General features: G+C 35.6%; 19 protein-coding genes. 7 read left to right on the top strand and 12 right to left on the bottom strand.

The features are described from left to right. Positions 1 to 122: 122 nt before the first annotated feature. The 6 genes from AC6I0I_RS00890 to AC6I0I_RS00865 form a co-directional block, all read right to left on the bottom strand. The gene (locus AC6I0I_RS00890) at positions 123 to 425 is read right to left on the bottom strand and encodes a CAAX protease family protein (RefSeq protein ID WP_161832892.1); all 303 of its coding nucleotides are present in this window, start codon (positions 423 to 425) and stop codon (positions 123 to 125) included. Positions 426 to 441: 16 nt separating this feature from the next. Beyond that, on the bottom strand, positions 442 to 1,308 hold the full coding sequence (gene hslO, locus AC6I0I_RS00885; RefSeq protein WP_262953706.1) for an Hsp33 family molecular chaperone HslO: 867 nt from the start codon (positions 1,306 to 1,308) through the stop codon (positions 442 to 444). Between the two features lie 401 nt (positions 1,309 to 1,709). Further along, positions 1,710 to 3,731 (bottom strand): ATP-dependent zinc metalloprotease FtsH, encoded by a 2,022-nt coding sequence (ftsH, locus tag AC6I0I_RS00880; RefSeq protein ID WP_262951138.1) that lies wholly within the window; start codon positions 3,729 to 3,731, stop codon positions 1,710 to 1,712. A 15-nt stretch (positions 3,732 to 3,746) separates the two neighbouring features. Further along, entirely contained in the window at positions 3,747 to 4,295 is a 549-nt protein-coding gene (gene hpt / locus AC6I0I_RS00875; RefSeq protein ID WP_432766965.1) for a hypoxanthine phosphoribosyltransferase, read from the bottom strand. After that, on the bottom strand, positions 4,279 to 5,658 hold the full coding sequence (gene tilS / locus AC6I0I_RS00870) for a tRNA lysidine(34) synthetase TilS (protein WP_161832895.1): 1,380 nt from the start codon (positions 5,656 to 5,658) through the stop codon (positions 4,279 to 4,281). The genes hpt and tilS overlap by 17 nt, the downstream gene beginning before the upstream one ends. 7,091 nt (positions 5,659 to 12,749) lie before the next feature. Continuing rightward, positions 12,750 to 13,910 (bottom strand): SpoIIE family protein phosphatase, encoded by a 1,161-nt coding sequence (locus AC6I0I_RS00865; RefSeq protein WP_161832236.1) that lies wholly within the window; start codon positions 13,908 to 13,910, stop codon positions 12,750 to 12,752. Between the two features lie 481 nt (positions 13,911 to 14,391). Here AC6I0I_RS00865 and AC6I0I_RS00860 point away from each other — a divergent pair, with 481 nt between their 5' ends. Genes AC6I0I_RS00860 through AC6I0I_RS00850 form a run of 3 tightly spaced genes read left to right on the top strand, consistent with a single transcriptional unit; the run spans position 14,392 to position 16,270 of the window. Continuing rightward, on the top strand, positions 14,392 to 14,769 hold the full coding sequence (locus AC6I0I_RS00860; RefSeq protein WP_262953471.1) for a GntR family transcriptional regulator: 378 nt from the start codon (positions 14,392 to 14,394) through the stop codon (positions 14,767 to 14,769). Between the two features lie 2 nt (positions 14,770 to 14,771). Beyond that, positions 14,772 to 15,629, top strand: a complete 858-nt coding sequence (locus AC6I0I_RS00855; protein ID WP_161832234.1) for an ABC transporter ATP-binding protein — start codon at positions 14,772 to 14,774, stop codon at positions 15,627 to 15,629. Beyond that, entirely contained in the window at positions 15,626 to 16,270 is a 645-nt protein-coding gene (locus AC6I0I_RS00850; protein WP_262950333.1) for an ABC-2 transporter permease, read from the top strand. The genes AC6I0I_RS00855 and AC6I0I_RS00850 overlap by 4 nt, the downstream gene beginning before the upstream one ends. Before the next feature lie 100 nt (positions 16,271 to 16,370). On the opposite strand, the gene AC6I0I_RS00845 is transcribed toward AC6I0I_RS00850, so the two are convergent. The 6 genes from AC6I0I_RS00845 to AC6I0I_RS00820 form a co-directional block, all read right to left on the bottom strand. Further along, positions 16,371 to 16,727 (bottom strand): S1 RNA-binding domain-containing protein, encoded by a 357-nt coding sequence (locus tag AC6I0I_RS00845; protein ID WP_161832232.1) that lies wholly within the window; start codon positions 16,725 to 16,727, stop codon positions 16,371 to 16,373. 45 nt (positions 16,728 to 16,772) lie between these two features. Next, complete coding sequence (locus AC6I0I_RS00840) at positions 16,773 to 17,111, bottom strand: FtsB family cell division protein (RefSeq protein WP_161832231.1); 339 nt, start codon at positions 17,109 to 17,111, stop codon at positions 16,773 to 16,775. Continuing rightward, the gene (gene yabQ / locus AC6I0I_RS00835; RefSeq protein ID WP_161832230.1) at positions 17,074 to 17,604 is read right to left on the bottom strand and encodes a spore cortex biosynthesis protein YabQ; all 531 of its coding nucleotides are present in this window, start codon (positions 17,602 to 17,604) and stop codon (positions 17,074 to 17,076) included. Before yabQ ends, AC6I0I_RS00840 begins: the two co-directional genes overlap by 38 nt. After that, on the bottom strand, positions 17,604 to 17,921 hold the full coding sequence (yabP, locus tag AC6I0I_RS00830; RefSeq protein WP_161832229.1) for a sporulation protein YabP: 318 nt from the start codon (positions 17,919 to 17,921) through the stop codon (positions 17,604 to 17,606). Before yabP ends, yabQ begins: the two co-directional genes overlap by 1 nt. A gap of 161 nt (positions 17,922 to 18,082) precedes the next feature. Further along, a complete protein-coding gene (locus AC6I0I_RS00825; RefSeq protein ID WP_161832228.1) occupies positions 18,083 to 18,823 on the bottom strand; it encodes an ABC transporter permease in 741 nt (246 codons plus the stop codon). A 297-nt stretch (positions 18,824 to 19,120) separates the two neighbouring features. Beyond that, the gene (locus AC6I0I_RS00820) at positions 19,121 to 20,161 is read right to left on the bottom strand and encodes an ABC transporter substrate-binding protein (RefSeq protein ID WP_161832227.1); all 1,041 of its coding nucleotides are present in this window, start codon (positions 20,159 to 20,161) and stop codon (positions 19,121 to 19,123) included. Positions 20,162 to 20,482: 321 nt separating this feature from the next. Between AC6I0I_RS00820 and AC6I0I_RS00815 the strand changes: the two genes are divergently transcribed. From AC6I0I_RS00815 to AC6I0I_RS00800, 4 genes are all read left to right on the top strand, one after another. Then, positions 20,483 to 21,568, top strand: a complete 1,086-nt coding sequence (locus AC6I0I_RS00815; protein ID WP_161832226.1) for an ABC transporter ATP-binding protein — start codon at positions 20,483 to 20,485, stop codon at positions 21,566 to 21,568. After that, complete coding sequence (locus tag AC6I0I_RS00810) at positions 21,555 to 22,820, top strand: ABC transporter substrate-binding protein (RefSeq protein WP_161832225.1); 1,266 nt, start codon at positions 21,555 to 21,557, stop codon at positions 22,818 to 22,820. Before AC6I0I_RS00815 ends, AC6I0I_RS00810 begins: the two co-directional genes overlap by 14 nt. A gap of 166 nt (positions 22,821 to 22,986) precedes the next feature. Then, positions 22,987 to 23,691, top strand: a complete 705-nt coding sequence (locus AC6I0I_RS00805; RefSeq protein ID WP_202618770.1) for a carbohydrate ABC transporter permease — start codon at positions 22,987 to 22,989, stop codon at positions 23,689 to 23,691. Continuing rightward, positions 23,681 to 24,511, top strand: a complete 831-nt coding sequence (locus tag AC6I0I_RS00800; RefSeq protein ID WP_161832223.1) for a carbohydrate ABC transporter permease — start codon at positions 23,681 to 23,683, stop codon at positions 24,509 to 24,511. The genes AC6I0I_RS00805 and AC6I0I_RS00800 overlap by 11 nt, the downstream gene beginning before the upstream one ends. Positions 24,512 to 24,522 lie beyond the last annotated feature (11 nt).

The following is a 24,522-nucleotide window of genomic DNA, read 5'->3' as shown; positions in this document are numbered from 1 at the left end:
GTAATAACACCGACTGTAATATCCAATTATCTGAGCCTAAAAATTTTAAAAATTTAATAAATGATTTATATCCTATGTAAAAGGAAGCCCCTTAACTAATATTAAGGGACTTCCTTTTCTTATTAATATCCAAACATGATTTTATAAATAACATAAAACCATCCTAATAAACCGTGAATAATCGCCCATAAAATAGAATGGTTTGAATTAAAAGAAACCACGACAGCAATCATCATTCCTAAATTGTAGCTTTTACCTAGAGTTGTTAAGGCGCCCTTTCGAAATTGATGACGATAGTCCTCTCGAAGTTCTGCCCTTAATTCCTCTTTCAATTGGTCACGCCAATAATCTTTCTGTGAATGATCACTTCCATCACTAATAATCTCTGCATCCACAACCTCTACAGGTTCATTGTATTGCCCCATTACATTTCATCCTTTATTATTTTGTTTTTAACTTTTCTAATTCCTCTGCCGTAAAATGGTGGCGTTCCATACAGAAGTAGCAAACAGCCTCAGCGCCATTATCTTCATCAATCATTGCCTGAATTTCATCATTCCCTAAACTCATAATTCCACTCTCAAATCTTTCCTTTGAGCAATTACATTCAAAGCGAACTTCTTGATGTTCTAATATACGAACTTCCTCACCAAATATAGCCTCTAACATTTTTTCAGATGTATATCCCTCATCAATCATTGTAGAAACTGGTTTAATCGTAGACAATGCTGTTTCTAATTTAGTCAATGTTTCTTCTGTTGCCCCTGGCATGACTTGAAGGATAAATCCTCCCGCCGCACGAACCGAATTATCTGGTTCAACAAGCACACCAACCCCTACTGCAGAAGGAACCTGCTCTGAAACTGCATAATAATACGTAAAATCGTCACCGATTTCTCCTGTCTGTAATGGAACCTGCCCAGTAAAATAATCTTTTAACCCTAAATCCTTAGTTACTGAAAGTTGCCCATCAGTACCAACAGCCATTCCTACATTTAACTTTCCAGAATCGTATTGAAAATGAACCTCAGGGTTAGATGCGTATCCTCTTACACAACCTTTTGAATCAGCGTCTACGATAATAGATCCAATCGGTCCATTACCGTTAATACGAATAGTAATTTTTTCATCACCTTTTAGTTGGCTTCCCATCATTGCTCCAACCGTTAGTGTTCTTCCTAACGCTGCTGCTGCAGTTGGCCAACATCCATGACGTCGACGTGCTTCTTCAACTAAATGAGTTGAACTAACAGCAAATGCACGAATTTGATCGTCAAACGCTAATGCTTTAACTAAATAATCTTTCATTGACAATTCCTCCTGATCAATAATTATTGCTTAGGAAATTTTTAAATATAACTTATATTAGCCATTTTACATGAAGAAAATCATTTTGGAAAGTTAAATTAATGTTCCACCTAATCAAAACTAGGCTATTCCCCTTATATTATGCTTATTATACGATATTTAATAATTCCTTTCCTCAAATACATCTGAAGAAAAAGAGTTTCCCCTATGAGTAAACCCCGAATTTAAACTTACAATAAACACGACTAATAAAAGTGATACTTAAAATTTTTAATACATTAGTGCCGCTCATATCTTATCTTTCCGGTGAGTGAGATTATACTTATTTAGGGTGAGACGAACCCTCTTAGTTCCCTATTCACAACGCCTAAAAAAAACACTCTTAATAAAAGAGTGTTTTTTTAATCAATAACAGGTAATTTATCATTCGATAAAGTTAAAGTTGATTTTAATTTATAGTTACTATCGCGGACTAATTTAAACTTATTTTGCTTAGCACTTTCTTTTTCAGAATTAACATTATAAGCAGTTTCTTCTAGTCTACCTTTTTCAACTAACTCATCGATTTGTTCTTTTGTTAACGTTTCATATTCTAATAAGGTTTCGGCGATTAACTTCACCAAATCCTGATTTGATAATAAAACTTGTCGGCAACGATCATAACATGAACTAATAATTTTTTGAACTTGCTCATCAATTTGTCTAGCCAAATGATCCGAGAAATTCTTATCTTTATTATAATCACGGCCTAAGAAAACATTTCCGCTACGTTGTTCGTATTGAATAGGTCCTAAGTCACTCATTCCATATTCAGTTACCATCGCACGTGCAATTCCTGTAGCCTTTTGGAAATCATTATGTGCCCCTGTCGTTACCTCATGGAACGTAATCTCTTCTGACACACGACCTGCTAATAAACCAGTAATGCGATCTAACAGGTCTTGTTTTGTTTGTAAGAATGTTTCTTCTTCCGGTAACATTAAGGCGTATCCACCAGCTTCACCACGTGGAATAATTGTAACCTTATGAACAACTTCTGCATTCTCTAACTTAATACCAACAACCGCATGTCCTGCCTCATGATAAGCAACAACGCGACGTTCTTTTTTAGAGAATACTTTTGATTTTTTAGCTGGCCCCATCATAACACGATCCGTTGCTTCATCAATATCATGCATTTTAATCTGCTTACGATTTTCACGAGCCGCTAATAAAGCTGATTCATTTAATAAATTTTCTAAATCCGCACCACTAAATCCTGGAGTTCGGCGAGCAATATCTTCTAGACGAACTTCTGGAGCCAAACGTTTATTACGTGAATGAACTTTTAAGATTGCCTCACGACCTTTAACATCTGGACGACCAATTGTAATCTGGCGGTCAAATCGTCCAGGTCTTAATAAAGCGGGATCCAATACATCTGGACGGTTAGTTGCAGCCATAACAATAATTCCTGAATTTGGACCGAATCCATCCATTTCTACAAGCAATTGATTTAACGTCTGCTCACGTTCATCGTGTCCGCCACCCATTCCGGCTCCACGTTGACGCCCTACCGCATCAATTTCATCAATAAAAATAATACATGGTGCTGTTTTTTTGGCAGTTTGGAACATGTCACGAACGCGACTCGCCCCTACCCCTACAAACATTTCTACGAAATCAGAACCTGAAATCGAATAGAATGGAACTCCTGCCTCACCAGCTACCGCTCGGGCAAGTAATGTTTTCCCTGTTCCAGGAGGTCCTACTAAAAGAATACCTTTTGGAACACGTGCACCCATTTCATTATACTTAGCCGGGTTTTTAAGGAAGTCAACAACCTCTACTAACTCCTCTTTTTCTTCATCATTTCCGGCTACATCATCAAATGAAATTCCTTCCTGTTTAGATAACTTAGCACGGCTTTTACCGAAATCAAAGGCTTTATTATTCCCTCGCTGAGCTGATCTAAACATGAACATGATTACACCTAAGAATAAGACAGTTAAAATAGCATAAGATAAGAAACTCCATACCTTACCAATCGTTGAAGCCACAGTATTCTCTAATTTAACATCCTTTTCAAGTGCTAAATTACTAATTTTCTCATATGACTTGTCAGCTACTACAATCGTATATGGAACCTCTTTTTCTTCAACCTTCATTTTACCTGAAATATTCCACAAGTTTTTATTATCCTCACCGTCAACCGGACGGGCCTCCATGGAAATAACATTTCCATTTTCAATATTGCTAATAAATTCATTATAGGTTGGTTGTTCAATCACCGGCTGTTGTGGCTCCATGAAAATGAACCCATATAAACCTAAAACGATAATAAACAATAGAAAATAGATTCCAATACTTTGCGGACCTTTTTTCTTAAAGCTATTTTGCTTTTTGAAACTATTAATCTTATCTTTTGGATTAATTGGCGGCATTGTAGCACCCCTTTCTTATTTCATGTAAACTTCCTCTTTAAGAATACCTACATACGGTAAGTTACGATAATATTCATCATAGTCTAACCCGTATCCTACAACGAATGCCTTAGGAATTGTAAATCCAATATATTTTGGCTCCATCTCAACGACACGCCCTTCAGGTTTATCAAGCATTGTAACAACCTCAACCGAAGCAGCACCTCGATGTTTTAATAATGCTATCACTTTTGTTAATGTGAACCCTGTATCTACGATATCCTCTACAATAATGATATGACGATTTTCCACTGAAATGTCTAAATCCTTTAAAATTTTTACCTGTCCAGAAGAAGTTGTTCCACCATGATAGCTTGATACATCCATAAACTCAATTTGAATCGGCATATTCATATGCTTCATTAAATCTCCAATAAATGGGATTGATCCTTTTAATAAGCCTAATAAAATAGGTTTCTTGCCTGCATAATCAACTTCTAACTCTTTTGCTAATTGTGCTGCCTTCTCTTCAATTTGTTCAGTAGTAAATAAAATTTCTTTAATATCGTTACGCATCTTCTTCATTCCCTCCGCGATGTTTATAAACAATTGTCATTGTTTTACCATTTGACTTATGGCAACAAAATGCCGATTTTTTCAAAAGTGGTACCCAAAGAATCTTATCATTTGAATCAACCACAATAGGCCATGTGTCTCTCAATAACCGAGGAACCTTACCCTCTATCATTATTTCCTTAATCTTTTTCGAACCTGATCCATTCATTAATTGAATACGATCTCCGGGTTGACGAGTACGAACTTTTAACGGCAATTCTATTTCATTATAACACAAATGGACTTCGTTAATGCAAAATTTTTCCGGTTTTTCATCGACTTTGTTCTCGCTTACTTTCAGAATATCTCCATTAGGCAACACAACACTATCATTAAGGGATAGCGTAAACTCGTATTCCTCTGAACTAGTCATATCTTTAGAAAAACTAACCTTATCATAGGCCACAATACAGCGAATCTGATGCGGTAAAAATAAGGTTAAATTAGGCTTAGGATTTCTTATAAGTTCTAAAACTTTTTCAATATGAATATGTTGAATATCTTTAATTACAAACTGTTGCAAAATTCGCTTGATTAAACGTCTCGATAAACTTGGAGGCAACTGTTGAATAAAACGACGAGAAAGCCAAACATCGTTACCTTGTCGATATGTATTCTCCATTAGTTCATCAACTTGTTGACTAAAATATATTTCATCATCATTTAACTGCTCACCTATAACATTTAAATGTTCATATACAGATGGGCTTTCCTTTACGAGTTCGGGAACAATATACTTACGAATACGGTTTCTCGTATAGACGTCACTTTGATTAGATTCATCCTCACGGAATTTAACCCCCTCCCGTTCACAATACCCATAAATCTGTTTTTTAGTAACACGGATTAACGGACGAACCACTTTTAAATGTTGACTAACCCTTTTAGCCTTAATCCCTATAAGCCCATTGGGACTTTCGAAATACAACAATCGTTGAATTTGTGTCTCCAGTTGATCATCGGCATGATGGGCTGTTACTAAACAATCCGCTCCATACTTCTTAGCGACTGATCTAAAAAAATTATAACGTTCTTTTCGAGCGTATTCATGAAAGTTTTCCGTTGTCCCCCCCGGGGGTAAATAATAAACCTCATACGGTAATTGATAGTTAGTTGCAATCTTTTGGACTAATAACTCGTCTAAATCAGCATTTTTTCTTTTCTTATGATTCACATGCGCAACAACTAAGGATAGTTGATAATTAGTAGCGTAATGCTTTAAAAAATGAAGCAGTGCCATCGAATCTGCCCCGCCAGATACGGCCACGATGACCCGCTCCCTTTGGTCAAATAAATCATATTTTTTTATCGTCTCTAATACGACCTTTTGCATTAAATGTCAAACTCCTTATACAACAAAATCTTATTTTTTATTATATCTCTTTTAAAATAAAAAAAAAGTGTCATTACAAGTTTCATACACTTTTTATCCATTATGGAATGCCAATAATAAAAAGCGATTAGAAATTATCTAATCGCCACTGTAATAAAAATTTTAATGATATATCCTCACCCTAAAGGGGGAATTGATTGAAGAATAAATATAACTATTTGCGCATATAATTGTATTAATTCTTTTAAAAATAAACTTTAAATGATTCAACCTGATCCTTCATTTTACGGATCACCGAATGCGGCTCTGCACCCAGTAAAAACGATATCCTTATCGTAAATTTTATTTAATTGTCAACTCGAACACGGCCCTCTAATACCAAAGGCACTCTTATACTTCCTAAACACTTCGATTTCTTTTTTAACACATTTTATTTCTCTTATCCGAACACGGCCCTCTAATACTAAAGGCACTCTTATACTTCCCAAACACTTCGATTTCTTTTTTAACACATTTTATTTCTCTTATCCGAACACGGCCCTCTAATACCAAAGGCACTCTTATACTTCCCAAACACTTCGATTTCTTTTTTAACGCATTTTATTTCTCTTATCCGAACACGGCCCTCTAATATCAAAGGCACTCTTATACTTCCTAAACACTTCGATTTCTTTTTTTACACATTTTATTTCTCTTATCCGAACACGGCCCTCTAATATCAAAGGCACTCTTATACTTCCTAAACACTTCGATTCACTTATTAAATCTCTTTTTCTGTTTTATTAAAGATCTATCCAAGAAGTTTACTCCAGCAACAGTTATTTATTAATTCAAATATACACTTTCATTTTTCTAGCATATTGGCTGCCACTTTTACTATATCGAATTAATAAACCTTCTGTCTCAAATGGCTTCTGTTATTTTCACATTAAACGCTTGTAAAAAGCTTTTTATCGCCTGTTTTGTCCCTTTAGATTCGTAAATCTAATTTACACGGACTAACATTAAAGAACTTCCAAGCCAACCTGACCTCGATTGGCTTTATTTACACATCTTTTCGCACACATTTCGAAACTTCCCGGTTAACCAGCTCCGACCTTGGTTAACTTTTTTTGCACATACTTTTTTTAAATCTTATGACTCGCCAATCAACTCTAACCCTGATCGACTTTACTCACACACTTTTTCGCACACACATTTTTTAATCCTATTACTCACCAATCAACTCTGACTCTGATTGACTTCACTCACACACTTTTTTCGCACACACTTTATTTCTTAAATCTTATTACTTACCAACCAGCCCTGACTCTGATTGACTTCACTCACACACTTTTTTCGCACACACTTTGTTTTTAAATCTTATTGCTTACCAACCAGCTCTGACTCTGATTGAATTCACTCACACACTACTTTTTGCACACACTTTATTTTTAACTCTTATTACTGATCAATCAACTCTGACTCTGATTGACTTTACTCACACACTTTTTTCGCACACACTTTGTTTCTTAAATCTTATTGCTTACCAACCAATTTTGAATATTATTGATTTCATTCACACACTTTTCTTAAACTAACTGACTTCATTTTAAACACTTTAAAACTTCCTGGTTAACCAGCTCCGACCTTGGTTAACTTTAATCATACACTACTTTTTCACACACACTTTGTTTTTAAATATTATTGCTTACCTATGAGCTCTGACCCTGATCGACTTTACTCACACACTTTTTTGCACACACTTTGTTTTTAAATCTTATTTCTCGCCAATCAACTCTGACCTTGATCGACTTCACTCACACACTTTTTTGCACACACTTTGTTTTTAAATCTTATTGCTTACCAACCAACTCTGACCTTGATTGACTTCACTCACACACTTTTCTTAAACTAACTGACTTCATTTTAAACATTTTAAAACTTCCTGGTTAACCAGCTCCGACCTTGGTTAACCTTTTTTGCACATACTTTTTTAAAATCTTATGACTCGCCAATCAACTCTGACCCTGATCGACTTTACTCACACACTTTTCCTAAATAAACTGACTTCATTTTAAACATTTTAAAACTTCCTGGTTAACCAGCTCTGACTCTGATTGACTTCACTCACACACTTTTCTTAAACTAACTGACTTCATTTTAAACACTTTAAAACTTCCTGGTTAACCAGCTCCGACCTTGGTTAACTTTAGTCATACACTACTTTTTGCACACACTTTGTTTTTAACTCTTATTTCTCGCCAATCAACTCTGACCTTGATCGACTTCACTCATACACTACTTTTTGCACACACTTTATTTTTAACTCTTATTACTGATCAATCAACTCTGACTCTGATCGACTTTACTCACACACTTTTTCGCACACACATTTTTTAATCCTATTACTCACCAATCAACTCTGACCCTGATTGACTTCACTCACACACTTTTCTTAAATAAACTGACTTCATTTTAAACACTTTAAAACTTCCCGGTTAACCAGCTCCGACCTTGGTTAACTTTAGTCATACACTACTTTTTGCACACACTTTGTTTTTAACTCTTATTTCTCGCCAATCAACTCTGACCTTGATCGACTTCACTCATACACTACTTTTTGCACACACTTTATTTTTAACTCTTATTACTGATCAATCAACTCTGACTCTGATCGACTTTACTCACACACTTTTTCGCACACACATTTTTTAATCCTATTACTCACCAATCAACTCTGACCCTGATTGACTTCACTCACACACTTTTCTTAAATAAACTGACTTCATTTTAAACACTTTAAAACTTCCCGGTTAACCAGCTCCGACCTTGGTTAACTTTAGTCATACACTACTTTTTGCACACACTTTGTTTTTAACTCTTATTTCTCGCCAATCAACTCTGACCTTGATCGACTTCACTCATACACTACTTTTTGCACACACTTTATTTTTAACTCTTATTACTGATCAATCAACTCTGACTCTGATCGACTTTACTCACACACTTTTTCGCACACACTTTGTTTCTTAAATCTTAGTGCTTACCAACCAATTTTGAATATTATTGATTTCATTCACACACTTTTCTTAAATAAACTGACTTCATTTTAAACACTTTAAAACTTCCCGGTTAACCAGCTCCGACCTTGGTTAACTTTAGTCATACACTACTTTTTGCACACACTTTGTTTTTTAATCTTATTACTGATCAATCAACTCTGACCTTGATCGACTTCACTCACACACTACTTTTCGCACACACTTTGTTTTTAAATCTTATTACTCGCCAACCAGCTCTGACTCTGATTGAATTCGCTCACACACTTTTTCACACACACTTTGTTTCTTAAATCTTATTGCTTACCAACCAGCTCTGACTCTGATTGAATTCACTCACACGCTTTTTCGCACACACTTTGTTTTTTAATCTTATTTCTTACTTACCTATCAGCTCTGACTCTGATTGGCTTCACTCACACACTACTTTTCACACACACTTTGTTTCCTAAATCTTATTGCTTACCAACCAATTTTGAATATTATTGATTTCATTCACACGCTTTTCTTAAATAAACTGACTTCATTTTAAACACTTTAAAACTTCCCGGTTAACCAGCTCCGACCTTGGTTAACTTTAGTCATACACTACTTTTTGCACACACTTTGTTTTTTAATCTTATTACTGATCAATCAACTCTGACCTTGATCGACTTCACTCACACACTACTTTTCGCACACACTTTGTTTTTAAATCTTATTTCTCGCCAACCAGCTCTGACTCTGATTGAATTCGCTCACACACTTTTTCACACACACTTTGTTTCTTAAATCTTATTGCTTACCAACCAGCTCTGACTCTGATTGACTTCACTCACACACTTTTTCACACACACTTTGTTTCCTAAATCTTATTGCTTACCAACCAATTTTGAATATTATTGATTTCATTCACACACTTTTCTTAAATAAACTGACTTCATTTTAAACACTTTAAAACTTCCCGGTTAACCAGCTCCGACCTTGGTTAACTTTAGTCATACACTACTTTTTGCACACACTTTGTTTTTTAATCTTATTACTGATCAATCAACTCTGACCTTGATCGACTTCACTCACACACTACTTTTCGCACACACTTTGTTTTTAAATCTTATTTCTCGCCAACCAGCTCTGACTCTGATTGAATTCGCTCACACACTTTTTCACACACACTTTGTTTCTTAAATCTTATTGCTTACCAACCAGCTCTGACTCTGATTAACTTCACTCACACGCTTTTTCGCACACACTTTGTTTTTAAATCTTATTGCTTACCAACCAGCCCTGACTCTGATTGAATTCACTCACACACTTTTTTCGCACACACTTTGTTTTTAAATCTTATTACTGATCAATCAACTCTGACTTTGATCGACTTCACTCACACACTTTTTGCACACACTTTTCCTAAATAAACTGACTTCATTTTAAACATTTTAAAACTTCCTGGTTAACCAGCTCTGACTCTGATTAACTTCACTCACACACTTTTTCGCACACACTTTTTCGCACACACTTTATTTTTAAATCTTATTTCTCGCCAATCAACTCTGACCCTGACCGACTTTACTCACACACTTTTCCTAAATAAACTGACTTCATTTTAAACATTTTAAAACTTCCTGGTTAACCAGCTCTGACTCTGATTAACTTTACTCACACACTACTTTTTGCACACACTTTGTTTTTAACTCTTATTACTGATCAATCAACTCTGACCCTGATCGACTTTACTCACACACTTTTCCTAAATAAACTGACTTCATTTTAAACATTTTAAAACTTCCTGGTTAACCAGCTCTGACTCTGATTAACTTTACTCACACACTACTTTTTGCACACACTTTGTTTTTAACTCTTATTACTGATCAATCAACTCTGACCTTGATTAACTTTACTCACACACTACTTTTTGCACACACTTTGTTTTTAACTCTTATTACTGATCAATCAACTCTGACCTTGATTGACTTCACTCACACACTTTTTTTGCACATAATTTGTTTTTAATCTTACTACTTACCTATCAGCTCTGACTCTGATTGACTTCACTCACACACTTTTTCGCACACACTTTATTTTTAAATCTTATTTCTCGCCAATCAACTCTGACCCTGATCGACTTTACTCACACACTTTTTTTGCACATAATTTGTTTTTAATCTTACTACTTACCTATCAGATCTGACTCTGATTGGCTTCACTCACACACTTTTTTCGCACACACTTTATTTTTAAATCGTATTTCCCGCCAATCAACTCTGACTTTGATTGACTTCACTCACACACTTTTTCGCACACACTTTGTTTTTTAATCTTATGACTCGCCAATCAACTCTGACTTTGATCGACTTCACTCACACACTTTTTGCACACACTTTGTTTTTTAATCTTATTGCTTACCAACCAGCTCTGACTCTGATTGGCTTCACTCACACACTTTTTCGCACACACTTTGTTTTTTAATCTTATGACTCGCCAATCAACTCTGACTCTGATTAGCTTTATTTTTTGATTATTATTTATTGGCATAAATATTTTTCATTCGAACTTAGTCCTTACAGATCTTTTATCTCTGTTTTAACACTTTACATAAACTTCTCTTTTTGTTCCTCACCGGCTCCGACCCCGGTTTTCTACACTAAACTTTGTTTACACTTTTACCAATTCTTACTTCTAATCTAATCTCTTTTACACTTGGGTATTCAGCTCTGACCCTGATTTACCTCTTTTAAACAACTTTTTATCTCTGTTTTAACACTTTACATAAACTTCTCTTTTTGTTCCTCACCGGCTCCGACCCCGGTTTTCTACACTAAACTTTGTTTACACTTTTATCAATTCTTACTTCTAATCTAATCTCTTTTACACTTGGGTATTCAGCTCTGACCCTGATCTACCTCTTTTAAACACTTTTTTATCTCTGTTTTAACACTTTACATAAACTTCTCTTTTTGTTCCTCACCGGCTCCGACCCCGGTTTTCTACACTAAACTTTGTTTACACTTTTACCAATTCTTACTTCTAATCTAATCTCTTTTACACTTGGGTATTCAGCTCTGACCCTGATTTACCTCTTTTAAACACTTTTTTATCTCTGTTTTAACACTTTACATAAACTTCTCTTTTTGTTCCTCACCGGCTCCGACCCCGGTTTTCTACACTAAACTTTGTTTACACTTTTACCAATTCTTACTTCTAATCTAATCTCTTTTACACTTGGGTATTCAGCTCTGACCCTGATTTACCTCTTTTAAACACTTTTTTATCTCTGTTTTAACACTTTACATAAACTTCTCTTTTTGTTCCTCACCGGCTCCGACCCCGGTTTTCTACACTAAACTTTGTTTACACTTTTACCAATTCTTACTTCTAATCTAATCTCTTTTACACCTGGGTATTCAGCTCTGACCCTGATTTACCTCTTTTAAACACTTTTTTATCTCTGTTTTAACACTTTACATAAACTTCTCTTTTTGTTCCTCACCGGCTCCGACCCCGGTTTTCTACACTAAACTTTGCTTACACTTTTACCAATTCTTACTTCTAATCTAATCTCTTTTACACTTGGGTATTCAGCTCTGACCCTGATCTACCTCTTTTAAACACTTTTTTATCTCTGTTTTAACACTTTACATAAACTTCTCTTTTTGTTCCTCACCGGCTCCGACCCCGGTTTTCTACACTAAACTTTGTTTACACTTTTACCAATTCCTACTTCTAATCTAATCTCTTTTACACTTGGGTATTCAGCTCTGACCCTGATTTACCTCTTTTAAACACTTTTTTATCTCTGTTTTAACACTTTACATAAACTTCTCTTTTTGTTCCTCACCGGCTCCGACCCCGGTTTTCTACACTAAACTTTGTTTACACTTTTACCAATTCTTACTTCTAAACTAATCTCTTTCACACATTGGGAATTGAAGATAACCCCAATTATCCCTTGGGATTACCCCCTTCCACCTTCTCTTAAAAACATCTATCGCGCAGACCCACCTCTAACAACGGATGCACGCATAAACACACATAATTATATAGCGTTTATTTACTTAATAATGGGTATTATTATGATGCATATTGGGCTTGGGAAACTCCCTGTCGCTTATATTCCACCACTAAAACCATCATATCATCTCTAATTTTTCCTTTATGTTTACTAACTGTTGTTTGTAAAATATTTTTCGCCATATGTTTAGGAGGTATTCCAACCTGCCCTAAAATCATATGTTCCAAATCAGTAATATCCGGATATTGTTCGACAATACCATCACTACACATAATTAATATATCATCTTCTTGTAAATCTAACGTAACGTGATCAACATCTTGATCGCTCATAACGCCGACTGGAAGTTGCGCTAAATTAATTAATTCAATCTGATGATCTCTTATAAAGAATGTCGGTGTTGCCCCCTTTTTATAGAAGGTAGCTCTTTGACGCTCCCGATCAATCATACAGACATCTAACGAAAAGAATCTTTCGTTCGCATTGGAATGTTGTTTTAATTGCTGTAACGTCTGGATAGCCGTTTTAATTGGAATATTAAAACTTAACAAACATTTCAAAATTTTAAGGGCTTCCGAACTCTCCTTATGAGCTAGTTCACCATTCCCCATTCCATCACTAATCGCAATAAACGTTTGACCGTTCGTGAAATTTTCATAAATATAACTATCTCCTGAAACCTTATTTCCGTCTTTTCCAACATAGGAAACCGCATGATCAATTTTAAATTGATTAGAGGAATAAATCTTTATTTTCGTCTGCTTTCCTTTAGTCTTCTCAACAATTAAACGAAGTGGCTCATTCGTAATCCCTTCAAGTATTGCCTGAATAGACAACAACGTTAACTCTTTCGGGGGCGAATTAATCACTAAATCCATTTTGATGAGTCTTGGATAAAGACTTTTAATCTTAATATCCGAACACCTCACATTAATTCTTTCCAGCTCTTCCTTAATACGGTTGAACTGCAGTTCAAAGTCATGACGATCGTACATCATTGACTGCATCATATTGTCGATTGCCAATCCGATACAATCTAAAACCACGTCAACTCTGATTAACTGACCCTTACCTATAAAAGAACGCAAAGATTTCACTAATTGTTGAAAATTAACTAACTGATTAAATAACTGACTAATCGTATAAATATTCAACCGATCCTTACTTTCTCTCTTTGGCTTAGGCGAAAATGTTTGCTTCATTTTCGTTACGAGTTCCATGCTTCTCTCTCCTCCTAATGGCCTTAACTAATTGCTCCCTCCCGTGGGCTCAATTCGTACCCCTATATTACCACTCATCAACTAGAGATTTTGTCACTTTCTTGGAATCATTTAAACTTTTAAAAGACACAATTTTTACATCTTCGGCACATCTATTGAAAATAAACCAGCTATTCTACCTTCTTTTACACGACTCGGCAGCATAGTGCTATAAACTTTTAAAAACTTTTATGTAAAAGTGAATAAAATTAGATTTACAAACATAGCCCTATTTGTTCACCTCTATTTCCTCTTAAATAACACACACAACTGAAGAGAAAAGTTTGAATATTCCCTCAACTCTATCTCTGACTAATACCTTCGACTATTCGATTAAACCTTAGCTAAAAATGCATCTCCCCTCTATTGACACGTTTTTTTAAAAGAGTTATATTGTGTATATAGAGTATATACAATATAACAGGAGGTGATTAGTTTATTTATGGAAATAGTCATCAGCAATACCAGCAAAAAACCGATTTACGAACAAATTACTGATCAACTAAAACAACACATCATATCTGGGGTTCTTCAGGAAGGGGATGCCCTTCCTTCCATGCGCGCTCTCGCTCGCGACCTTCACATAAGCGTTATTACGACGAAGCGAGCATATGAGGACCTTGAACGTGCAGGATTTATCGAAAGTATTGTTGGAAAAGGAAGTTTTGTCACTCAACATAATAAAGAATTATTAAAGGAAGAAAAACAACGACAAATTGAAGAACACTTCACCCGTGCCATTGAATTAAGTAAACAGTGCGACATCTCATATGAGGATTTAGCTGAGATTTTAAAACTTTTATATACTGAGGAGGAATAAAAATGGAAAATGCGATAGAAGTTAGAGGGCTCTCCAAAAAACGAGATGGATTTTTCTTAAACAATGTAAACCTAACCGTTCCTAAAGGCTATATTGTCGGATTAATTGGGGAAAATGGAGCCGGAAAAAGCACAACGATTAAGGCTATCTTAAACCTAATCGATAAGGATTCTGGGACAATCAAACTATTCGGTCAAGATTATCAACAACATGAAATGTCGATTAAACAAGAAATTGGAATCGTCTTTGATGATTGCCATTTTCCTAAACAATTAACCCCAAAAGATTTAAATCTCATTTTAAAAAATATCTATCTAAAGTGGGATACTCACTTATACCTTGACTATCTCAATCAATTTAAACTCCCTTTAAACAAGCCGATAAAAGATTTTTCACGGGGGATGAAAATGAAATTATCACTCGCTACTGCATTAGGTCACCGTCCTAAACTTCTTATTTTAGACGAGCCGACAAGCGGACTCGATCCAATTGTTCGAAATGAAATTCTCGATATCTTTTTAGACTTCATCCAGGATGAAGAACATTCCATCCTAATTTCATCACATATCACAAGTGATTTAGAGAAAATCGCCGATTATATCACCTTTATTCATGAGGGAGAAATCGTCTTCTCTGACTCTAAAGACCACCTTCTTTATGATTACGGACTTATTAAATGTCAAGAAAAGGACTTTTGCTCGATTGACCCAGAAGATATCGTCAACTATAAAAAGCATCCTTATCATATGGAAGTACTTATCAAAAATAAAAGAAAATTAGAAAATAAATATAAAGCATTAACGATGGATTCAGTCTCTATTGAAGATTTAATGCTTTTACATATTGGGGGGCGTAAATGATGAAAGGGCTAATTATAAAAGATTTCTTAAACTTAAGAAACAACATTAAAACGATGTTGATTACCATACTTATCTATTTATTATTCTTTATTTCCTATGATCCAAGCTTTTTAAGTGGGCTGTTAATTATGATTTTTTGTTTGCAAAGCCTAAGTACTTTCTCCTACGATGAGTACGCGAATTGGGATGTATTCGCCCTATCACTTCCTATTTCACGAAAAGAACTCGTTCTTAGTAAATATATCGTCTTCGCTATCTTCCCGATCGCCGGAACAATTCTTTCAGAAATAATAGTCACTGGGATTTGTCTTGTGAAAGGCATCCCTATTAGTGCAGAACTTTTTATATCCGGCATTGCCATTTTATTTACAGCGGAATTACTGATCTTATTTTTACTTCCATTTGTCTTTAAATACGGAATTGAACGCGGCCGTATGATGATGATGGTTATCAGTTTTAGTCTATTTGGCGGGATTGTTTTATTAGGTAAGTTTTTAAAAGGAATATTGACTCCTCAACGGATCACTCATTTAGAAACATTACTTCCCCTTTTACCGTGGATTGGAATCATCACTCTACTCATCGTTGCCTACTTCTCTTATCAATTATCCTCTCGAATCGTTTTAAAAAAAGAATATTAAAAATTTAAAAGGCGTACATCCCATCATGTACGCCTTTTAAGTTATACAAAAAACTCATTCCAAACGGAATGAGTTTGATATCTATGCTAAACAAGTATCGTTAGTTAGAACGACGACGCTGTGTTTTCATGTTCTTTTTAAGAGCCGATTGTTTCTCATCGCTATCCTTTAAAAAGTTAGTAATTGCTTTATCTAAGTCTAAAGCTGGACGAGCTGGCTTTTCTGGGCGTGCTGGTTTCATTGAAAGGTTAATTTTCCCTTCTGGTGTCACCTCTTTAACGCGCACAGTTACTTCCTGACCCACGCTGACAACATCTTCAACTTTTTCTACGAATTTCTCAGATAACTCACTAATGTGTACAAGTCCTGATTTTCCATTTTCTAACTCCACAAATGCACCAAACTTCTTCACACTCGTGACTTTACCATTTAACTTTTGACCAGCTGTGATTGACATAAAAATCGACAGTCCTCCTCATAATTTTTATAATTTTAATTTTAGTTATTCTTGTCCTTGCGGAAGCTTAAATAATATCTCGCCTTCCTCAGATTTAAAATATTTCTCGCGCGCAAGCTTAGCAATGTAATCCTCATTTTCAAGTTTGCTTATTTCGTTGCGATAATATTCCTCTTTCTCAATTAACTCATCATATTCTTTTTCATATGCAGCTAATTTTTCCTTAGCTTCAGTAAGTTTGGCTAAACGACTTGTATATAGGCAAGCCCCAACGACACAAAAGAATCCTATAATAAGGCTAAGTGTTAATACCCGACGATAAAAAAGCTGTTGTCGCCTTTTTCGATTATTCTTCTGTACTAGAGTTAACTTTCTTTCTGCCACGTCGTCGTTTCTCCTTTTTTTTCTTCTTACTTGATATAGATTTTCCTAATTTAGCTAAAGGCGTATAAAATAAAAGCTTTAAAATTCTAAGAAACAACATTATTATATCAGAAACAAGCTTGTAAATAAACATAATGGGGGAAATTACTAAGATATTCACCACTTTTTTTATAAAGTGTGCAACTGTGAATAAACTCTCCCCTAACATTTCAAGATCCCGGTGCAACGGCTGTTTTAAGAACTTAAAGTATATGATAGCCCCAACGACTAAGAAAAGCAAAATATACAAATGGAAGATTCCTTCATTAACATTATATATATAGATAAAGGTAAGAGGAATTTGGATTAACCAATACATCACAATAATCACCCATTGTATGGAATGATTAAATAAAATCTCTTTAACGATGTAAGTAAAATCTAACGTTACACCGATAAAAATTCCATACAATAGGACATGAACCATTAGTTGAAATTGGACTTGTAAACTCATTATTTAAATAATTTGCTAAAGATTCCTTTTGAGTCTTCACCAATCATGTCTAAATCGTCGTATTCATAACCGGTAATATAACCCATAATCGATAGCTCTCCCTTTTCAAGATCAAGATTCTTAAGCTCTAAATCCATTCCTCTCACTGTTAAAATCCCCATTGTTGTATCAATCGTAAACAACTCACTATCAAAGCTTAATAACTTTTTAATTCCACTAACATCCATTAACTTCCTTTCTTTCATTGATACCTGATGGTAACCCAATAGCGTGCTTGGCTTTTGCTTCATGTACGACTCTTTCTCATAAATGTTCATATTCTTATCCCTCCGTTATCTGTTTTATCACTAGAAACTTATGATTGTTCTAAGCGAAATATAACTGGGGGAAAGAAAGACCTTGTTTCTACTTCATATTTTATGAAATCCCCCTCCCATTCGTTAATAAAATCGACATCTTTTTTCTTTTCTCCTCTTTCTTAGGAGTCAAGATGGCGAATTAATTCTTTTATTAAGATTTGAGTGATAAACTCAAAGCACATCACCAATAAAATAAGCACAAAACTCCAAGCAAAAACAGCGGGCATATTTAAATAAGTCTTCTCGTAGTTTAACTGACGACCAATTCCTATAGAGGTCTGAGCCATTACTTCCCCCATGACCATGACTTTAAATGATAATCCGATCGTTGCTTGAACCCCACCACTTAATTCTCTCATTAATTGTGGATAATAAAGCGCCCTAAATTTTTCATACGGGGTCGCACCAAACAATAAGCAAACATCTAATAAATCAGAATCTACATGGTTCATTGAGCTCTCTATCATCTCATATAAAAGGGGGAAAATCACACAGGCCATAATCATAACAGGCCCCCGTTCCGCCCCAAACCAAATTAATAAAATAATGGTGATTGAAATAGTAGGTAACGTTCTTAAAAGCGTTATAAATGGCGCTAAAAACAAGCGAAGCGCCTTAAAATAGCCCACAAGAATACCTAGTAATAAACTAATGATTAACACACCTGTAAAAGTAAGAACTGTCCTCCTAACCGTCGAAAGTACGGTCACAGTGAACATTGGATCAGACACAATCTCATAGGCTGCCTCAAAAACACTTATTAATGATGGTAAAATAATCGGTTGATGAACACATTGTACGAATAACTCATAAATGAGTAAGACACCTAAAATCCCCATTAATCGATACCCTTGCTTCATAAGTATGCCCCTCCCTCTTTTTCTATCTTACGGGGAAAAAATAAGGAAAATACCGTTCAAATAAAAAAATAGGTCACTACGGAAGCGACCTATTTTTAAAAACTTAAAAGTTATCCACATGATGAATTCACAAAAGTCATTGACATTAAGTTAGACAACAAAATGCAGTATAACTTTTAAATATTTATGACCCTTACTTGGCAAGTGGTATTTCCCTTGCATCCTTTGTCGGCTACCAAACCGAGTTTCAAGTAATCGTCAATAATAATATATGCACACTCAATTATTTTATACCTATTAATTCGCGAAATAATAGAAGTCATCGTCCGGCATCGAACCGCCAATTGTAGCTGGATTAAATTCAAACAATTTTTTCAAATAGACTTCAATCTCTTTCTTTGAATCGGCTGCTGTTTTAAACCTTAAATTTGACTGTGGCGTCGACTGAACAATAATATTTTCCGGCATTTCAAGTCCTGTTTGAATAGCTTCTTTAGCCATTTCGTCTGTTGATTCATTTGCGAATGAAACACTTGCCTCCACTTGGGCTAATAACGGTTCAATAACCTCTTTATGATTCTCAATTAAATCTTTATGAACAAATAAACTTGCTTGTGGATAAGAACTTACCCCATAAATTTCTTCCCACTGTTGTTGAAAATCAACAACGACATTTACATTCTCACTCTTTGTTTTTAAAACCGATAATGAAGGTTCTGCGATAACTGCAAGATCCGTTTCACCCGCTGCAAACATCGATTGAACATCTGCAACACTTGGTAAATACTCAATTTCTACCGAATCAAGTAGCCCCTTTTCCTTTAAAATGCACTGTAGCACAATGTCTGGTGTACTTCCTTGGCCAAAAGCCGTAATCTTTTTACCTGCTAAATCATCAAAATTTAATTCTTCTTGACTAATTAAATATAAATTTCCCCACACTAAAGTGGCTACTAATTGATAAGGCACTTCTTTTTGATAAAGCGTAGCTCCTAAATTAGTGGGTGCAACAATCACCTGTGAGCTCCCTGATGTAAAAGCTGCAGCTAATGCATCACTTCCTTGTGTATAAGGCGATACGGTATATTCCACATGATCTCCAAGGGAAGGTGCCGTTGCCTTAAAGTGCGCCATTGCCATGGCTGTTGATCCACTCGGAACTAACATATCAAATGAAACATTTTCAAATTGTGGAGTCGTCTCTATATTCTGCTCCTCATTTTCGGTTTGTTGCTCTACCTTTTCCTTTGTTTCATCTTTCTTATTCTCATCTACCGTTTGATTCGCGCAGCCGACGATTCCAAACAGCAATAGGAATATTGCTAAAAACTTTTTCATTTAAAATTCCTCCCATATGCTTGATTACCTCCGATTATATCTTACGTCCTACGATTTATCCGTAAAAAGCATGAGTCATTTTTCGCATACGAACAAGGGATTTCATCAAATGTTGTAACAATTTTAACAAATGGATAGGAACCTATCAAAAATAAAAAAACGATGTTCTCCCCCATTCCTAAATAACGAGAGATTTACTCATATTTTTTAAAACTATTTTTTATTTGTCGCTTTATATAAGAAAATGAAAGGCTTTTATTTTCTTATATAAAGACATTTGTTATAATGTTAGTGAATTTTCTGTACGATTGGAGATACAAAATGAACTATGTTGCATTCAATCATGTTTTTAAAACTTATCCCCGTTCAACTAAGGCGGTTATTAATGATTTTAATCTCTCAATTTCTAAGGGAGAATTCATCGTCATCGTTGGTCCTAGTGGAAGTGGTAAATCAACGTTGCTTGAACTTATTTGCGGATTTGAAAAAATGACTTCTGGGGATATCTTAATTGAGGGAAGACGAATTAATGAAACATTACCAAAAGATCGAGATGTTGCAATGGTCTTTCAAAACTATGCCCTGCTCCCCCATCTTAGCACTTACGAAAATATCGAATTTGGGATGAAATTACGCAAACTTCCAAAAAAGCAGCGCGAGGAAAAGGTACGCTGGGCGGCCCGTATTCTTCAACTCGAAGAATATCTCGATGTACTTCCAAAAAATCTTTCCGGTGGACAACGGCAACGCATCGCTATTGCACGCGCAATCGTCAGAGAGCCGAAACTCTTCCTAATGGATGAGCCGCTTTCCAACCTAGACGCCAAATTGCGTGAATCGACTGGTAATGAGATTACCCAATTACACCGGCGACTAAACGCAACAACCATCTATGTCACCCATGATCAGACGGAAGCCCTGACCATGGCAGACCGAATCGTTATTTTAAATGAAGGGATTATTCAACAGATCGGTACTCCTGTTGAGATTTACACGAAACCAGCCAATTTATTTGTAGCAACCTTCATTGGGAAACCGCGCATTAACCTTTTTAATGTGACGTATCACACCCACCACCTCATCTTATCTAATCATATTTCACTCGAGGTCGGATCTCGATTCTCCCCTCTTACAGAAAACGGGGAATATCTTCTAGCCCTTCGAGCCGAACACCTTTATTTAGATACGACGAATGGGATTGAAATGAGGATTCAAAAAGTTGAGTATCTTGGAAGTGAGGTTATCCTCCATCTACAAAAAGATGACTTGGTCATGACAATGAAATCTTATCAAAACTTAGATTATAAAACAGGGGCATTCATTAAAGTCAGCTTTGACCTAGCTCACGCTCATGTTTTTAATAAAACAACACATGAAAGGATTGAACTTAACCATGAACAAAATTAAGCTACTACTCGTCAGCATGACGTTACTCTCATTGACGGCGTGCCAAACAAAACCGAAGGTAGAAGAGGGAAAAATCGGTGGAACATTAACAGTTGTGACTTCTCGTCCTGATGCTGCCGAACTATTTGAAGAGATTGAAGAGGGATTTAAAAAGAAATATCCTGAAGTTGAAGATATTATTTGGGAGTCTTCAAGCGACTATGATGCTGATATCATGAAACGAATGAATACAAAAGATTATGGAGATGTTTTGTTTGTTCCTTTCTCAATGGCAGGAACACCAAGTGAATATGAAAACTACTTCTATCCGCTTGGAAAAGTAGAAGACTTAGAAAAAAAATATTTAGATGTAACTGAGGCTGTGTATAACGATACAGTCTACGGTTTACCTGTTTCAATTAATATTTTAGGCTTTGTCTATAACGAAGACGTTTTAAAGAAAGCTGGCGTTGAAAGTATGCCAACCTCAACAGATGCTTTACTTGAAACTTGCGATCAAATTGAATCAAAAACAGGGGCAACATGCTTTTACACTAACTATAATACCTCTTTAGGAGTTTGGGCAGGTGCCTTATCTTCATATGGGGAAAATTATAAAGAAGCCGCACTTAACGGTAATCCATTTGATGAAGGTCAACCGATTCGTGAAGTAATGGATTTATTCTACAAATTAGCAGCTGGTGGATATATTGAAGAAGATCCGATTACAGGCGACTATAACCAATCGCTTCAATTATTAGCGGACGGAAAAGTGGCCATGATTATGCGCGCCTCTCAAGACTTAGCAACTATTCAAGCGCTCAATGATTCTGAGGATAACATTAAATTGGCTCCATTCCCAACCACTTTAAACGGAACAACAAGTGTTCCAGTTGGAGCCCCTGGGGTCATTGGAATCAATAAAAATACAGAAAACTTAGCAACGGCGAAAGCATTCTTAGAATACTTTATTTCTGCTGAAAGTGGTTATGCAGAAGATTTAGATGGGGTTCCAGTCATCATTGAAGAATTAAACGATGATCAACGTGCTTTATTTGAAGAGGGGACAATTGTAAAAACTGCCTCAACTGAAGATGCAGCCATTCAGGAACGTTATAGTGCTGTTGCCGGGGAAGTCGGAATCGCCCGCTTAACAGATGTTTTACAAAAGGTAATCAATATCGGATTATATCCAGAACAAAACCAAAGTTATGAGGACTATGTTAAAGAGTTACAAAACGCTTGGGATCAAGCACTAAAAAATCATGAATAGTTCCTTACATAAAAAAGAAAGAGTCCTTATTGGGCTCTTCCTTTTTATTCCCCTATTATTACTGATTACCTTTGGCTTTTTACCTTTACTTGAAATTATCTCCTACAGTTTCACCTCATGGAACGGAATTAGCTCGCAAAAACCGTGGGTAGGGTGGAATAATTACGTGAAAGTACTAACAAGTCCTCAATACTTTCAGGTTTTTATAAATAACCTTTACTATTTTGTCTCTGGACTCCTGCAAATTTTAATTGCTTTATATCTCGCCATCCTTTTATCCTTTAAAGTCAAATTCAAATCATTTTTTAAGGCGAGTATTGTTTTTCCTACTCTCATTAGTGGCGTCGCCATTTCTATGATGTTCCGGCTCTTTTATACACCAGGTGGCCCCTTTGATACCCTTTTAATCACCCTTGGTCTAGAGAAGCTCATCCATTTTTGGCTCGGAGACCCTCGTTACGTCAACTATACATTAGCCGGAATCTCTCTTTGGCGTCATACAGGACTCCGCTTCTTAATGTTTTATGCAGCCATTCAAACCATCCCCAAGGAATACTATCAAGTAGCCGAAATTGAGGGGGCAACAACCTTTCAAAAAATTCGGTACATTATCTTACCCAATATCCATACAATCCTAAAGATTAACTTTATTCTATTAACAGTCGGGGCCGTTACAGCATTTGAAATTCCGATGATTATCACGAATGGTTCAAATGGAACCACCACCTTCTTACTTCAAACACTAAAAACAGCATTTGAACAAAAACAACTAGGACTTGCTGCAAGCATGGCTGTTGTCATGATGCTCGCCCTTATTTTACTAACCTCACTTCAAAAAAAATTATTTAGGAATGATGATTATGATTTTTAAACGTCTACTACAATCAATCTTGAAATATTTTAGTTTAATCTTGTGGACATTCATTGTCTTCTTTCCACTACTCACCGTCTTTTTTGGATCGTTCAAAACTTACAGTGAGTTTATGTCCACGTCTGGGGTAACCCCACCCGTCAGCTTTTTAAATTTTGAAAATTATTATATCGCTTTAACCAAAGGAAAAATGTTGACAGGATTTTTCAATACTTTTATTCTGATTCTTGCAGGTGTTAGTGGGAGTATCTTTATCGGTTCGATGGTGGCGTATGTTATTAACCGATTTAACTTTAAAGGAAAAAAGTTAATTCTATTTATGTATCTCTTTGTCTCCATTATCCCTATGGAAGTCTCTCAAGTTTCAACCTTCAAAATTATTGCGTCCCTCGGGCTATATAACACACGATTAGCCCCGATTTTACTCTATCTTGGGGCTGATGTCTTGATGGTTTATCTTTACTTACAAGTTCTTGAAAAAATTCCACGAGAAATTGATAAAGCAGCGATGTTAGAGGGGGCATCCTATTTTCAAATTTATAGGAAAGTCATCTTTCCTCTTTTAAAACCAGCGACAGCAAGCATTATCATGCTAAAGGTTATTTCGATTTATAATGATTTTTACATTCCACACCTTTATATGCCCGGTGAACATTTAAATACCATCTCGACGGCCTTATTTAACTTTATGGGCCCTCATCGCATTGAGTGGAATGTGATTAATGCGGCAATAATTTTAAGTTTAATTCCGATGTTGGTCTTCTTCCTCATTTTACAAAAACAAATTTATACTGGATTGACAGCGGGAAGTATTAAATAAAGGAAGTGTAT

Source organism: Turicibacter sp. St.80E1 (assembly GCF_059728495.1).
This window is presented reverse-complemented; position numbering and strand designations above follow the sequence as displayed.